The following is a 13421-nucleotide window of genomic DNA, read 5'->3' as shown; positions in this document are numbered from 1 at the left end:
GACTTACCGGTGGGGACGGGTCAAAGTGGTAAAAGGTTTACCACTTTGACCCGTCCCCACCGGTAAAAACGTCATTGATAGCCAAAATGGTCTGACCCGCCAGCTCCGGTAAGATAGACACGCAGATAGGAAGGAGCGAAGTGGGGCAGAAAGACGAAGTATTTCAGGCACTTAAACCCAAGGTCACCGGAATCGGCGAGGCATTCACGCGCGCCGGTTACGAGATTTCCCTGGTCGGAGGGCCGGTTCGCGATGCCCTACTCGGCCTGCACCCCCACGACCTCGACTTGACGACTTCCGCGCGCCCTGAGGAAACCGAGGCAGTCTTACACGACTGGGCGGATGCGGTTTGGGACGTGGGGCGCAACTACGGCACCATAGGGGCGCGCAAAGGCGATGACATCTTCGAAATCACGACCTACCGCTCTGACGAATACCAGCGTGACTCCCGCAAACCCGAAGTCCACTTTGGTGACACCCTCGAAGGCGACCTGTGGCGGCGCGATTTTACCGTGAATGCCATGGCGCTGCGTCTTCCCGACCTTGAACTGGTTGACCCGACCGGAGGAGCCCGCGACCTCGAGGAACAGATGCTCCGCACCCCGATCGCACCGGAAGAGTCCTTTGATGACGACCCGCTACGAATCATGCGAGCCGCCCGTTTCGCCTCCCAACTAGGTTTCGACGTCGATTACGCCGCATTAACGGCCATGCAGAATATGCGCGAGCGCCTCCGGATTGTCTCCCGTGAAAGAATCATGACCGAATTCTCGCGGCTGATGCTCGGAGCCGCGCCGCGCCGGGGGCTCGAACTCATGGTTTACACCGATGTAGCCGAGGAAGTCATCCCCGAGCTCATGGATCTGCGCGATATGCAAGACGAACACAAGCGTCACAAAGATGTCTGGGAGCACTCTTTGACGGTTCTTGAACAAGCGATTGCCCAAGAAACCGGCCCGGACGGTCCGGTTCCAGCTCCTGACCTCGTGCTTCGTCTTGCCTCACTGCTGCACGACATTGGCAAACCCGCCACTCGGAAGTTCGAGGCGGGCGGGGTTGTAACCTTTCATCAACACGACATCGTCGGGGCGCGGATTGCGCGCCGCCGTTTGAAGGCCTTGAAATTCGACAAGGCGACCATCCGCGATGTCTCGAAGCTAATCGCACTCCACCAGCGCTTTCACGGCTACGGGGATCAGGAATGGACCGACTCGGCGGTGCGGCGCTATGTTACCGATGCCGGCCCTTTGCTGGAGCGGCTGCACCGGCTGACCCGCGCCGACTGCACCACCCGCAACGTCAAGAAAGCCGAGCGGCTGGCGGCGGCCTATGATGACCTCGAGGCTCGCATCAAGGAGCTCAAGGAAAAAGAGGAGCTTGACGCAGTTCGCCCTGAGTTGAATGGGGATGAAATCATGGCGATCCTCGGGATTGGCCCGGGGCGGGAAGTCGGGGCGGCATACAAATTTTTGCTTGCCTACCGGATGGAAAACGGGCTGGTGGGGTCGGAAAAGGCTGAGACTGTCCTGCGTGACTGGTGGGAAAAATGGCACAATAGTGAACCTAAAGGAGAGAAGGTGTCATGAACTCACGGCCAGTCCAGCCGCGGCGCGTCACGGGTCAAACCGTGCGCCAGGTGCGACCCAAACGGAAAAAGCATCATTATGTTCGCAACACGTTTTTGACGTTGCTGTTCCTCCTGCTTCTCGCAGTGGTCGCGGCTTTCGCGCTGTTCTTGGTGACTTACGCCACTACTGAAATCCCCAAACCTTCCCAGTTTGCCCGCTCTCAAGTCACAACCGTCTACTATGCCGACGGGAAAACCGAAATCGGGAAGTTTGCCGAGGTCAACCGCGAAATCATTGATACGACAAAAATTCCGAAATATGTTGGTAACGCTGTGGTGGCCTCCGAAGACCGCACATTTTGGACGAACTCCGGCGTTGATGTCAAAGGTATTGTGCGCGCTTTCGTCAACAATGTTCGCGGCCGTCCGCTCCAGGGCGCCTCGACTTTGTCTCAGCAATATGTGGAACGTTACTATATGGCGGAAAACACGAATAAAGGCAACGTGTTCCAGCGCTATTGGGCCAAGGCGAAAGAGTCCATTCTGGCGCTCAAAATCAACCGCCAACAGGACAAAGAGGTCATTCTCGACAACTACCTGAATACGATTTATTTCGGGCGTGGCTCTTATGGAATCGAGGCCGCCGCCAAGTCCTACTTTGGGAAATCTGCCAAGGATTTGAACTATTCGGAGGCGGCGCTTCTCTCGGGGATTATTCCGGCCCCCTCGGCCTATGACCCGGCGACGAATCCGGAGATGGCGAAGACCCGCTGGGAGCGCGTTTTGGGATATATGGCCGATTCGGGCTATATCACTCCGGCAGAACAGGCTTCCGCCGAGTTTCCGGCGACGATTCAGCCCTCCCAGAGTAAGCAGGATTTCGGTGGGGTCAACGGGTATTTGATGTTCCAGGCCCGCCAAGAATTGAAGGACCTCGCGGGTCTTACCGAGGAACAGATTGACACCCAGGGCTTGAAGATCGTCACCACGATTGACCAGGAAAAACAGCAACTCATGATGGATACCGTCGCGAAGCTGCCGAAGGGCCATGCCCCGAATCTTCGGGTTTCGATGGTTTCCACCGACGCTAAAACCGGGGAAATCATTGCTGAATACCCCGGATCTGACTATTTGAAGGTTCAAACTAACGCCGTCACCCAAGACCATTTCCAGGCCGGCTCCACCTTCAAGCCTTTCGGGCTGGTGGCTTCACTGGAACAGGGCGGGAGCCTCAACGATGTTTACAACGCGAATTCACCAGCGACAATCCAGGGTGTGCCGATTCAAAACTACGGAAACTATTCTTATGGCACAGTGACGATGGCTCGGGCCACTGCCTTGTCTTTGAATATCCCCTATGTGCGGATGAATGCGAAGGTCGGACCGGCTTTGACCAAGGAGGTTGCGATTCGGCTGGGGTATCCCGAGGATACGCCTGGTTTGGATGACACTTTGACGAATGTTTTGGGGTCGGCTTCCCCGACCGCCGCCAATATCGCCACCGCTTTTGGTACCCTCGCCAACGAGGGACAACGAGGGACGGTTCACCTGATTCGTCAGGTCACCGACGTTGCGGGAGACATTGTGTATATGCCGTCTTTTTCCCCCGACCAGGTCGTGGATCGCAATGTGGCTTTGACTGCCACCCAGGCTTTGCAAGGGCCGTTCAACTCTGGCGGGACGGCGCAAAAGGCCAGTATTGGACGCCCCGCAGCCGGTAAAACCGGTTCTTCCACGGACAATAAATCGGCTGTTTTTGTCGGATATATTCCCCAAGTTGTCACGGTGGTAGGCCTCTACCAGGTTGGCCCGAACGGGGAAGAAGAACGCATCACTCCTTTCGGGGGGGAGCGTGAAATCACCGGTTCTACCTGGCCGGCTTGGTTGTGGAAACAATACATGTCCAAGGCTGTAAAGGACTTGAAGGTTGAGAGTTTTGAGCGACCCGGCAAGGTGGCAAAGACTGAGGTGAAGCGCTCGAGTGAGCCAGAGCCGACCGCGACCGAGGACACTGCCTCGCCGAGTGTGGCCCCTTCCGTGTCGATGTCTCCCGCGCCCGGATCCGGTGAGCCCGGGGTTCCCGGGGATCCCGTGGTGACAGGTGGCACTGGCGGGGCTGTCGGAACCGGAGGCGCCGACGGAACTGGTGGGGGGACTGGCGGACAGAGTCCGGCACCGAGTGTGACGATTCCGGGGACTTCCGGCTATCCCGGGACAAATCCGGGCACCGGTGGCACCGGCGGTAGTGACGGTGGCGCCGGCGGAACTGGTGGAACCGGTGGGACCGGTGGGACCGGCACGAATCCAAGCGCGGCTCCGGTAGCGCCGGGAAATCCCAGCTAGGTTCCCAACCGGAACCACCCAAAGGGCTGGGGCAGGTTCAGGGCGTTCTTCAGCGACGTGAATAGCCACACCCCTGACGTGGATAACCACAGTAACACACTTTTTTAAGAGCTTGATTTGCGAATTCCCAGTTCAGGGCGAATCAATGTTCGATATGCTATATTGCCAGAGTGGCTGTGTGGTTATTCACGTAATGCCAGACCTGTCGAACCCCGAGAAAAGGAGAAAACCGAAATCATCTAGTGTTTCCGGTAAAGCCGCTTGCGCTGGAACTTCGGCTCGGAGGTGACGAGAATCCCGAGATTGCGAAAAATCCCCTCATCAACCGAACCGAGAATCGTCGTCGTATGGACATTGCAGCCCTCGAGCTCCTTCAACTTCCCGAGCGCCGCCCGCGCCAGCGGGTCGTTCCCAGCAGACACCGACAGGGCAATCAGAACCTCATCGGTGTGCAGCCGCGGGTTTCGCGACCCCAAGTGTTCGGTTTTGAGCGTCTGAATCGGCGCAATGGATTCCCGCGACAACAGGTCAATCTTCGGGTCAATCTCGGCGAGATACTTTAGGGCATTCAACAACATGGCCGCCGAACATCCGAGCAGAGGTGAGGTTTTGCCCTTGATGATTGCCCCGTCGTGGAGCTCAATAGCCGAACCGGGCTGGCCGGTGGCCTGCTCCACTTCGAGAGCAGGCCCAACAACTTTCCGCTCGTATGTCGAGGTGCCGGCCTTGGCCATCACCATCGCAATCCGTCCGGAAACCTCCCCGTCGAGCCCCTCTTTTGCCTCATCCACCAGCGCCTTGTAATATCGGCGGATAATCTCTTGGCGTGCGGCCCGCTGGCAAACCTCATCGTCGGAAATACAATGACCCGCCATATTGACGCCCATATCGGTGGGGGACTGGTAGGGGGACTGGCCCGTCAACTGGTCGAGCATGGTTTTCAACAAGGGAAAGGTCTCCATGTCGCGGTTATAGGAGGTGACCTGCTGGCCGTAGGCCGCGAGATGATAGGGATCAATCAGGTTCAAGTCATCAAGATCCGCGGTTGCCGCCTCATAGGCGAGATTGACCGGATGTTCCAGGGGAAGATTCCAAATTGGGAAAGTCTCAAACTTGGCGTAGCCAGAGTTAATGCCGCGCTTGTGGTCGTGGTAGACCTGGGAGAGACAGGTGGCGAGCTTACCGGAGCCAGGTCCCGGAGCGGTCACCACAATCAGATCGCGCTCCAACTCGACATAGTCATTCCTTCCGAATCCGTCTTCGGACAGGACCAGTTTCGTATTGGAAGGATACCCGACAATAGTCCGGTGACGTGCAACTTTGAGGCCAAGACGTTCCAAGCGCTCCATAAAGGCCAGCGCGATGGCATTGTCATCTTCGAGCTGGGTCATGACGACGTTTTTGACGAGAAACCCGCCTTCACGGAAGACATCGATGAGCCGCAACACGTCATCCTCATAGGTAATCCCAAGGTCAGCGCGCACTTTCTGGCGTTGGAGATCCTTGCCGTTGAGACAGACCAGAATCTCGATCTCGTCTTTCAGCTCGCGCAGCATCGCGATTTTGTTGTCCGGAGTGAAACCCGGAAGAACCCTAGAGGCGTGGAAGTCATCAAAGAGTTTGCCGCCCATCTCGAGGTAGAGCCTGCCGTTATCGCCGGCAATATTCCGGCGGCGCTCAGCAATGTGCTCGGACTGCATTTTGATGTATTTTTGCCGGTCAAAGCCGATTTCCTGAGACATATGCGGGCGCCTTCTTTGTTGGGGTTGCTAGGACGGTTACAACTTTATACCAGGCCGGCGGTGTCGGCGGAGCTGGCGGTTCCAGAGCTAGCTGTGGCTCCGGCAATAGAGCCGGCGGTAGCGGCAGTGTCGGCGATGGAGATTCCTGCGCCGGCGCGGCCGGTGCCGCCAGGTTTGGCGGCCTAGTCGAGCTGAGCTGGAAATGGCTCAACTACCAGGTCACAAGGTTTTCAAAAGGCTTTCCAGCACGGAGAGCCTCGATCTGGCGGGTAAGGAGAGCCTTCATTCGAGGCTGTCGCCCCTTGGAAGCGCCCCCGATATGCGCGGTAATAAGCTCAGCGGCGGCGAATAAGGGGTGACCCTCGGGAAGCGGCTCCGGATCGGTGACATCAGCCACAATCTTCAACCGCGAAGCATGGCGAAGCAAGGCCTCAGTATCGGCCACCTCACCGCGAGCCATATTGAGAACCGTGGCGCCATCTGGGAGACCGGCGAGGATTTTTTCACCCAAAAGCCCGCGGGTCGAGTCTGTCAACGGCACCACGACGATAAGCGCATCAAGGGATGGCAGGTACTTTTCGAGGTCAGCCAGTTCGTGGACCTCCCCGAAATCATCGGTTCTGGCGCGGGTTGCGAAGCGAAGCAAATCGACTTGGAAAGGCAGCAACCGCTTGGTGATTTCCCGACCAACTCCCCCCACCCCAACTAAACCGACGCGGGCATCGGTGAGCCCCTTGACCCGGAAGTAGTCCCATTTCCCGGCCGCTTGGGAGGCGGCAGCGCGCTTGAGGTCGCGCATCGCATACAAAAGGTTCGCCACCGTCAACTCCGCAGTGATGTCCTCGTAGACGCCCTTCCCGTTCGCAACCGCGAGACCAGCGGGAACGGGGTGCCCCTGGACTGTCTCATAGCCGATAGAGCCGAGTTGGAGAAGACTTGCGCCCACGCTGGCGGCGACCTCGAGGTCAGAGGGACGGGCGAGAATGTGGGAGACAACAATGTCGAGGTGCTCGGCGGGGGCGGGATCCTTCAAGTTCCAGGTGTATTGGCTCACCTCGGGTAGGTCGAGGTCAAAGTGCCATTGCGGGGCGAGGGAAACTGTGATGGTTTTCATGGTTCAACTTTAGCGGTTCGGGGGCGACGGCGAGGTTTCGAGCGAGGGAGGGGATGTTTCGGGTTCACCAAGAGCTTGGTCGGGGGCGTGAGGGGTCAACAAGGGGGCGAAGTGTTAACCGGGGATCCGTAAGAGGTTCGCAAGAGAAACGGGTTTATGCCGGTTTTTCGGTCGAAGAGACTTGTGGAATATCGGAAGTATCGACGATAACCGGTTGATGCGCTTTAATGTGGGACAGCGCCACCACCCCCGCGATGGCGATAAGACCACAAGCGGCGACTGCGAGTGCCACTCCCCAGGTGAAGTTTTGGCCTTCCCCGAGGACGAAAATCCCGTAGCAAACCGCCACGACCGGTGAGGTTATTGTCATGGACGCCACGACCATTTCCGCTTGTCCCGTGGCATACCCTTGTTGAATCATCCACCCGGCAGTCAGAGAGCCGATGATGAGACAGGCGAGAATCCCCCAAAATAGGGGGTTGTCGAGCCAGTTATGCTGGCGGGCGAAATTGATGAGTGTCCTGACAAGAGCTGCTTCGAGACCGTAGAACATGGCTCCGCCCGAGCCCCAGAAAAGCGAGCGCCAGTACTGCGGGCCTTTCGCGCCGAGTCCCCCGAAAGTCGCTGCCACAAGGTAAATCACGAGGGCGCCGACAAAGACTTTCCATTCGGTGAGTTCGGATTCCGGCGTGGCATAGATGGAGACAATCGCGGTAAAGATGCCGGTCGCAACGACGGTGAGCGCTACAAGGGAGATTTCGTTTTTACTGATGCGACGGTGCGCCACCCGCGCTTGGAGAATCATCGACCAGGGGAAAGCCAGGAGTCCCACGGGTTGAACCACGGAAACCGGGGCGAAGAATAGGGCGGTAATCTGGCAGGCCAGGGAGATTCCCATCAGCCCCATCCCCTGCCACCAGCGGGGATTTTTCAGGCTCGCGAGAAGCTGGGAGGATTTGAGGCGGTGGCGGGATTGATTGTGGCGAACCTCGCGGCGAATCGCGCTGTTTTGGTAGCGAGCGGCGAGGGCGAAACAGAAGGAACCGAAGATTTGGAGAATAATCGCAAGGGGAATGTTATGCACTTGTCCCCTCACTTTCTCGATACTGCGCTTTTTCCAATCTTACCCGCCGAGTCGCGTTCTGTCCCTAGGGTGCTACTCGAATTTTTCAGCTCTTTTAGGGCGCTTTCGCGATAAACTCGTCAAGGTTCCGACACGAGCAGACCTATAGGCCGACTCGTGTCGGAACCTTCACGACTTAGTTTGAGACTGTTGAGATAATCGGGAATTAATCCCGTTCCGGAAGCGCCATGGTCTTGGTCTCTCCGCTCAAGAATGGCGCCACCACATTGTTGAACCGGGAGAGCGCCGAGGCAATTGCCATATGCATATCGAGGTATTTATAGGTTCCGAGCCGCCCCCCGAACAGGACATTCGGCTCGGTCGCGGCGAGTTCGTGATAGGTTTTCAAGCGCTTGCGGTCGGCGGCAGCATTAATCGGGTAATAGGGTTCCTCCCCGCGCTTGGCGAAACGCGAATATTCCCGGGCGATAACCGTTTTATCCTTCGGATATGTCTCCGCGCGTTCGGGATGGAAGTGGCGAAATTCGTGGATTCGTGTGTAGGGCACATTGCGGTCACCGTAGTTCATCACCGGACAGCCCTGGGAGTCGCCGGTCGGTTTCACCTCGAGTTCGAGGTCAATAGTCCGCCAGCCGAGGTCGCCTTCGCGGTAGTCGAAGTATTCATCAATCGGCCCGGTGTAGACCACGGGGAGATTTCCGACTGTTCGGGATTTCGAGAATTCGGATTCCGGGTCAAAGAAATCCGTGTCGAGATGGACGGTGATATTGGGATGATCCGACATTCGGGTGAGCCACGCGGCGTATCCATCGGTCGGCAGCCCCTCATAGGTGTCGTTGAAATACCGGTTGTCGTAGGTGTAGCGAACCGGAAGGCGGGTCACGATGGAGGCGGGGAGTTCCTCCGGGTCGGTCTGCCACTGCTTCGAGGTATAGCCCTCAAAAAAAGCCTCGAACAGGGGTTTTCCGACTAAGGAGATGCCCTTGGTCCGGAAGTTATCATCCACGTGGGTCGGGTCAATATCGGCGGCTTGGCTCGCGATCAGCGCGCGGGCTTCGTCGGGGGAATATGCCGCTTGGAAGAACTGGTTGATGGTCCCGAGGTTCACTGGCATCGGATAGACAACGCCATTGACAGTCGTGTAAACGTGGTGGACATAGGGGGTGAATGAGGTGAAACGGTTGACGTATTCCCAGACGCGTTCATTCGAGGTGTGGAATAAGTGGGCGCCATATTTGTGGACTTCGATGCCGGTTTCAGGGTCGGGCTCGGACCAGGCGTTTCCTCCGAGGTGGTCGCGCCGGTCGATTATGGTAACTTTCGCGCCGGCCTCGGCAGCCTCGCGAGCCATGGTTAAGCCAAATAATCCGGATCCGACGATAAGTAAATCAGTCATGAATACATCCTAGCGAAACCAGAGTGGCGCGGTCCCTAAAACTAGGAAGCCCGGGATCCTTTCGAACCCCGGGTGGTGAAATTTCCGTCAGTCTTTCGGCCGATTTTGCATCTTTTCATAAATAAGAATCGATGCTAGAATGGCTTCAGGAAGGGAAATAATGAGTGCAATGAGTGCGATCATTGTCCTCACCCTTTCTTCCTAGGCCCCGGAGCTCCAGCTCCGGGGCTCGACTATATCCAAGGCGGTTGCCAAGGGTATACCAGCTCGAAACCATCCAAGGAATCTCGCTGGCGGGTTAATCCTATTGCAAAGCATCAAAAGAAATCAAACAACATCTTATTGGTGATTTTCGCGAAGGTTCCGCCAGCGAGACTCCTAATTTGCGCGGGTTATGGCCTTTCGGGTAAGATTCTTTGGTGCCCAAGGGCCTATAGCTCAGTTGGTTAGAGCGCAGTCCTGATAAGACTGAGGTCGCTGGTTCGAGCCCAGCTAGGCCCACAGTTGTGGAATCAGGTTTTTCACGCGGGCATTTCCAAGGATATTCGGTTTTCGGGGCTATAGCGCAGTTGGTAGCGCATCTGCTTTGCAAGCAGAGGGTCGGGGGTTCGAGTCCCCCTAGCTCCACCAAGTGCCTGCTGGTGTTGATACATTTTCGCGCCAGCAGGCGTTTTCACTTTTGGGTGTATCAAAACAGGGTTACGCGAAATTGCTGCCTTGAGCTGGGGTTTTATACCTGGTTTTTGGGGTTATGCGAAAAGGTTGGCGTTGGCGCGTAAAGGTTGGGCTGATTTGCGTGTATATCGCGGTTGAACAAGCTCTGGGGGGGATACGAAGATAGCCAGCCGTGGAGGACTGGCTTGGGTAGGTTATTGAGATAGCTGGCCGCTAGTTAATGGTGATGTTCATACCCGCCATCTTCGCCGCTCCAGCGCTCGGGCGTTTTCCCTATGGGGAGGGAGGTTTCGTCAAGTGCTTTCCTGTTATGAAAAATCCGAGGTTTTGATATACTAAACCTGTCGGTTTCAACGTAGAAAGGACATATTATGGCGCGAACCGTTGTGGTGACCGGTGCCGGTTGAGGCATAGGCAAAGCCACCGCAGAAATTTTAAACAAACAAGGCATCGATACCATTACCGTGGACCTTAAAGGCGCGGATTTAACTGTGGATCTTGGTAATGCTGATTCTATTGCCGCAATGGTCGATGAGATTTCCAAGACCCATGATCATATAGACGGGGTGGTTGCAAACGCAGGCACGCAAAGCAATTCTCCCCTGGATTTGACGGTCAACTATTATGGGGCGATCGATTCAATCCTGGCGCTGAAGCCTCTGCTGGAGCGCTCTAGTTCTCCGCGGGTGGCAGTCACTTCTTCGGGAGCCAGCCTGCAGCCAACCGATTATGAGCTAGTTACACTGCTTTTAGATGGAACTAAGGAAGAAGCGTTGGCGCGCGGACAGTCTCTTGCCTCCCAGGGTTTTATGGCCTCGTATTCGAACTATTCTGCCTCAAAGCGGGCGATTGCAACCTGGGTGCGTCGGGTGGCGCCTACCGATGAGTTCGCTGGTAAGGGCATTGCTATTAATGCGGTAGGGCCGGGTGTAGTGAAAACCGCGATGACAGCAGAACTGCTCTCAACTGAAGAAGGAAACCGGATGGCTTTCGATGCTATGCCTGCACCTTTGAACGGAGCGGTGGAACCGGGTGCAATTGGAGCAGTGTTGGCTTTCCTAGTTTCTGAGGCTAACGCTTCCATGACGGGTCAAATCATTTATATTGACGGCGGTTTTGACACGACCGTAAATGGTCGTGGCCCCGATATTTGGCATGAGCCGCGCCACATAGACAAGAGAATGTAGCGTTTCTAAACGGTTTCGGGAACTAAAACCTGTCTTGACAGTCAGGTTTATTGCTGTGCGCCCGAAGTCTCTTTTACATTCTTTCCTATAAGAATGAATCTGCCTCACCCGTCAGGCTAAGGCGCTGTGTTTAACGACGCATACTATCCCTTGTTCGGCATAAAAATCAATTACTATGGGGGTTTTGTTCTTTTTCGTTTCTATATAGACAACCGTATTCTGAAGAGCTATACTCTTTCCGCATTATTAGAATGCTTAAAACGAGTCGACGGCAAAGTGTCGACAACAAGTGAGTGTTGTTAGTGTAAGAGCGACATGCGATCATATTTGACAAAGAAACAAATAATCATGTTAAAAATTTTTGATTGGCGGCGCGGGGTCATGCCAGCGGAGGGAATGGTTTTACATGATTCGCTTTCGATTGATAATACGGCCACGGTGCGCGACGCTTTGAAACTGTTCAACAAAAACGGAACCACTAATGCTCCGATTATTGATAAACACGGCGCGATTATCGCTTTTCTCTCTGTAGGTGATGTTTTGCGTGAGTTCGGAAACGAGGTCGCAACCGCTGCGCTGGCCGATTTCTATAGCTATGTTCCTGATTTGCTGTTTACCGAGGAGAGACAGAGCGAGGAGAACAGGTTTCGGAAAATTCTTGTTCAAAAGGTGACTTCCATTGCAACAAAACGGGTTGTTTTCGTGGACGCGTCTGCTTCATTTAAGGAAGTGTGCCAAGCGCTTTCCGAGCGACATATCAAAAAAGTTTCTGTTCTGAAACAGGGGAAACTCATCGGGACGATTAATCGTAAAGATATCGTCAATCACATTTTGGTGAATCTAGCAGAGTAGCTCGGGGAGTGGAAATCTAGCTCACCTATGGTCTGCTGAATTAACCTTTAAGCGAGTATCAGGCTGAGGCCAGGTGCTGAGCGACTACCGCCAGGTGCATCCGCACACCAGTGAGGAGAGCCTCATCGTTAGCGTAGAAGCGGGGGGAATGATTCGGGGCGAATCCTTTCCCGCCGGGAGTTGCCTGCGGTATGCCGTCGGGGACTAACTCCACATCTTGAACTCCGAGTAGCGCATACATTCCCCCGTAGGTGTTTATGAACTCGGAAACATCATCGTAGCCTAATGATGCGGGGGGAGTGAACACGTGGTCTTCGCCGCCAGCGGCGGCTGTCAGACCTGGTTGAAGGGCAGCGATGGTTTCCGGGCGGTTAACAACTGCGGGTACCTGTTGGAGGAATTCCACTTCGCCTACACAGTTATAGGCGGCGGCTATATTGCGGCAGGTGCGCGCTATCGCGGCGTTTATATCGGTAATGAGTTCAGCATTGAGGCAACGGACTGTACCGAAGAGTGTGACGTGTTCGCCGACGATATTGAAACGTCCCTTGTCCTCGACGTGGCCGATGCTGATCGTGAAAGCGTCTTTGGCGTCGAATTGACGGTAAAGCTGACCCATCGCGGAAATGATGTCGGCCGCGGGGGGCAGGGGGTCGCGTCCCGCCCACGGGGAGGAACCGTGTACTTGCTCCCCGGTGACAGTTATTTTCAGCATTTCTGAGGCGGCGTGCTGGACGTTTGGAGTCCACCCGACCATGCCGGTGGGCGCTGGGGTGACATGCATCCCGAACGCCAGGCTAGGGCGTGGATCCAGGTCGTGAAACTCTGGGCTGGAAAGCATGAATGCTGCGCCTCCGGTTTCTTCGCCTGGAGCTCCTTCCTCGGCTGGTTGGAAAGCAAAATAGACGGTTCCGTGGATTTGTTCCCGTCGGGTGGCGAGTATCTGTGCCGCCCCTAAAAGCATCGAAATGTGGCAGTCATGTCCGCAGGCGTGAGCTACCGGAAACGACCCGCCAACGTATTCCTGAACCTGGTTCGATTTATACGGCAGGTCGCTTTCTTCTTTCACAGGTAGCGCGTCAATGTCGGCGCGAAGCAAAACTCCTTTTCCAGGGTGTTTGCCGGACAGGCACGCTAAAACCCCGGTGCCGCCTACCTGTTCATGTATCTCATTGGGGTTAAAACCGAAATCATGTAACCGTTGTGCGATGTATTGAGCGGTTTTCACTTCCCGATTAGACAGTTCTGGATGTTGATGCAAATGGTGCCGCCAGGAGATAACATCTGGTTCTATTGCTTTTGCCGCTGTAAACAGTTCTTCGAGACTGAGAGTATTCGCAACCATATCCGCATCTTTCACTAGACTTCGCAGTGTTGCTGGTTGAGCACTGTGTTCTTTACGGTTGATACCTTACACCCGTGGCGTGGAGGGGTCTCATAAAGCTCCTCCACGCCACGGCG

Annotated in this window: 10 protein-coding genes and 2 tRNA genes; 7 read left to right on the top strand and 5 right to left on the bottom strand. The window is 55.6% G+C overall.

All coding sequences use genetic code 11. From position 1 onward, the window contains the following. Nucleotides 1-140 precede the first annotated feature (140 nt). Both FYJ63_RS02320 and FYJ63_RS02315 read left to right on the top strand, forming a co-directional pair. Nucleotides 141-1586, top strand: a complete 1446-nt coding sequence (locus FYJ63_RS02320) for a CCA tRNA nucleotidyltransferase (RefSeq protein ID WP_338106789.1) — start codon at nt 141-143, stop codon at nt 1584-1586. Continuing rightward, on the top strand, nt 1583-3910 hold the full coding sequence (locus FYJ63_RS02315; protein WP_154543407.1) for a transglycosylase domain-containing protein: 2328 nt from the start codon (nt 1583-1585) through the stop codon (nt 3908-3910). The genes FYJ63_RS02320 and FYJ63_RS02315 overlap by 4 nt, the downstream gene beginning before the upstream one ends. A gap of 239 nt (nt 3911-4149) precedes the next feature. On the opposite strand, the gene FYJ63_RS02310 is transcribed toward FYJ63_RS02315, so the two are convergent. Then, the gene (locus FYJ63_RS02310; RefSeq protein ID WP_154543405.1) at nt 4150-5652 is read right to left on the bottom strand and encodes a DUF1846 domain-containing protein; all 1503 of its coding nucleotides are present in this window, start codon (nt 5650-5652) and stop codon (nt 4150-4152) included. Between the two features lie 60 nt (nt 5653-5712). Between FYJ63_RS02310 and FYJ63_RS11345 the strand changes: the two genes are divergently transcribed. Continuing rightward, complete coding sequence (locus tag FYJ63_RS11345; RefSeq protein WP_268233695.1) at nt 5713-5838, top strand: hypothetical protein; 126 nt, start codon at nt 5713-5715, stop codon at nt 5836-5838. Nucleotides 5839-5863: 25 nt separating this feature from the next. Here the strand turns inward: FYJ63_RS11345 and FYJ63_RS02305 are convergent, their stop codons facing one another. The 3 genes from FYJ63_RS02305 to glf form a co-directional block, all read right to left on the bottom strand. After that, a complete protein-coding gene (locus FYJ63_RS02305; protein WP_154543403.1) occupies nt 5864-6766 on the bottom strand; it encodes an NAD(P)-dependent oxidoreductase in 903 nt (300 codons plus the stop codon). Nucleotides 6767-6920: 154 nt separating this feature from the next. Further along, on the bottom strand, nt 6921-7850 hold the full coding sequence (locus FYJ63_RS02300) for a DMT family transporter (protein ID WP_277026548.1): 930 nt from the start codon (nt 7848-7850) through the stop codon (nt 6921-6923). Between the two features lie 205 nt (nt 7851-8055). Beyond that, nucleotides 8056-9246 carry a UDP-galactopyranose mutase gene (gene glf / locus FYJ63_RS02295; RefSeq protein ID WP_154543401.1) on the bottom strand — a complete coding sequence of 397 codons (1191 nt, stop codon included), beginning with the start codon at nt 9244-9246 and terminating at the stop codon, nt 8056-8058. Between the two features lie 427 nt (nt 9247-9673). On the opposite strand from glf, the gene FYJ63_RS02290 reads away from it, so the two are divergent. The 4 genes from FYJ63_RS02290 (at nt 9674) to FYJ63_RS02275 (ending at nt 11960) form a co-directional block, all read left to right on the top strand. Next, nucleotides 9674-9747: transfer RNA gene (locus FYJ63_RS02290), tRNA-Ile, on the top strand. A gap of 53 nt (nt 9748-9800) precedes the next feature. Continuing rightward, nucleotides 9801-9876: transfer RNA gene (locus tag FYJ63_RS02285), tRNA-Ala, on the top strand. A gap of 536 nt (nt 9877-10412) precedes the next feature. Beyond that, nucleotides 10413-11108 carry an SDR family oxidoreductase gene (locus FYJ63_RS11340; protein WP_338106788.1) on the top strand — a complete coding sequence of 232 codons (696 nt, stop codon included), beginning with the start codon at nt 10413-10415 and terminating at the stop codon, nt 11106-11108. Nucleotides 11109-11456: 348 nt separating this feature from the next. Further along, complete coding sequence (locus FYJ63_RS02275; protein ID WP_195839311.1) at nt 11457-11960, top strand: CBS domain-containing protein; 504 nt, start codon at nt 11457-11459, stop codon at nt 11958-11960. Between the two features lie 58 nt (nt 11961-12018). On the opposite strand, the gene FYJ63_RS02270 is transcribed toward FYJ63_RS02275, so the two are convergent. Next, nucleotides 12019-13305, bottom strand: coding sequence for a M20 metallopeptidase family protein (locus tag FYJ63_RS02270; protein WP_154543397.1), 1287 nt, complete (start codon nt 13303-13305; stop codon nt 12019-12021). Nucleotides 13306-13421: the final 116 nt, after the last annotated feature.

It is taken from the genome of Mobiluncus porci, assembly GCF_009695935.1.
Lineage (GTDB): Bacteria > Actinomycetota > Actinomycetes > Actinomycetales > Actinomycetaceae > Mobiluncus > Mobiluncus porci.
Note: the sequence above shows the minus strand (reverse complement) of the source record. Positions and strands in the feature narration are given on the sequence as shown.

Excerpts from the sequence above, each read along its gene's own strand:
- FYJ63_RS02315 (WP_154543407.1), top strand. The coding sequence starts at position 1,583 with ATGAACTCACGGCCAGTCCAGCCGCGGCGCGTCACGGGTCAAACCGTG.
- FYJ63_RS02310 (WP_154543405.1), bottom strand. The coding sequence starts at position 5,652 with ATGTCTCAGGAAATCGGCTTTGACCGGCAAAAATACATCAAAATGCAG.
- FYJ63_RS02305 (WP_154543403.1), bottom strand. The coding sequence starts at position 6,766 with ATGAAAACCATCACAGTTTCCCTCGCCCCGCAATGGCACTTTGACCTC.
- glf (WP_154543401.1), bottom strand. The coding sequence starts at position 9,246 with ATGACTGATTTACTTATCGTCGGATCCGGATTATTTGGCTTAACCATG.
- FYJ63_RS02275 (WP_195839311.1), top strand. The coding sequence starts at position 11,457 with ATGTTAAAAATTTTTGATTGGCGGCGCGGGGTCATGCCAGCGGAGGGA.
- FYJ63_RS02270 (WP_154543397.1), bottom strand. The coding sequence starts at position 13,305 with ATGGTTGCGAATACTCTCAGTCTCGAAGAACTGTTTACAGCGGCAAAA.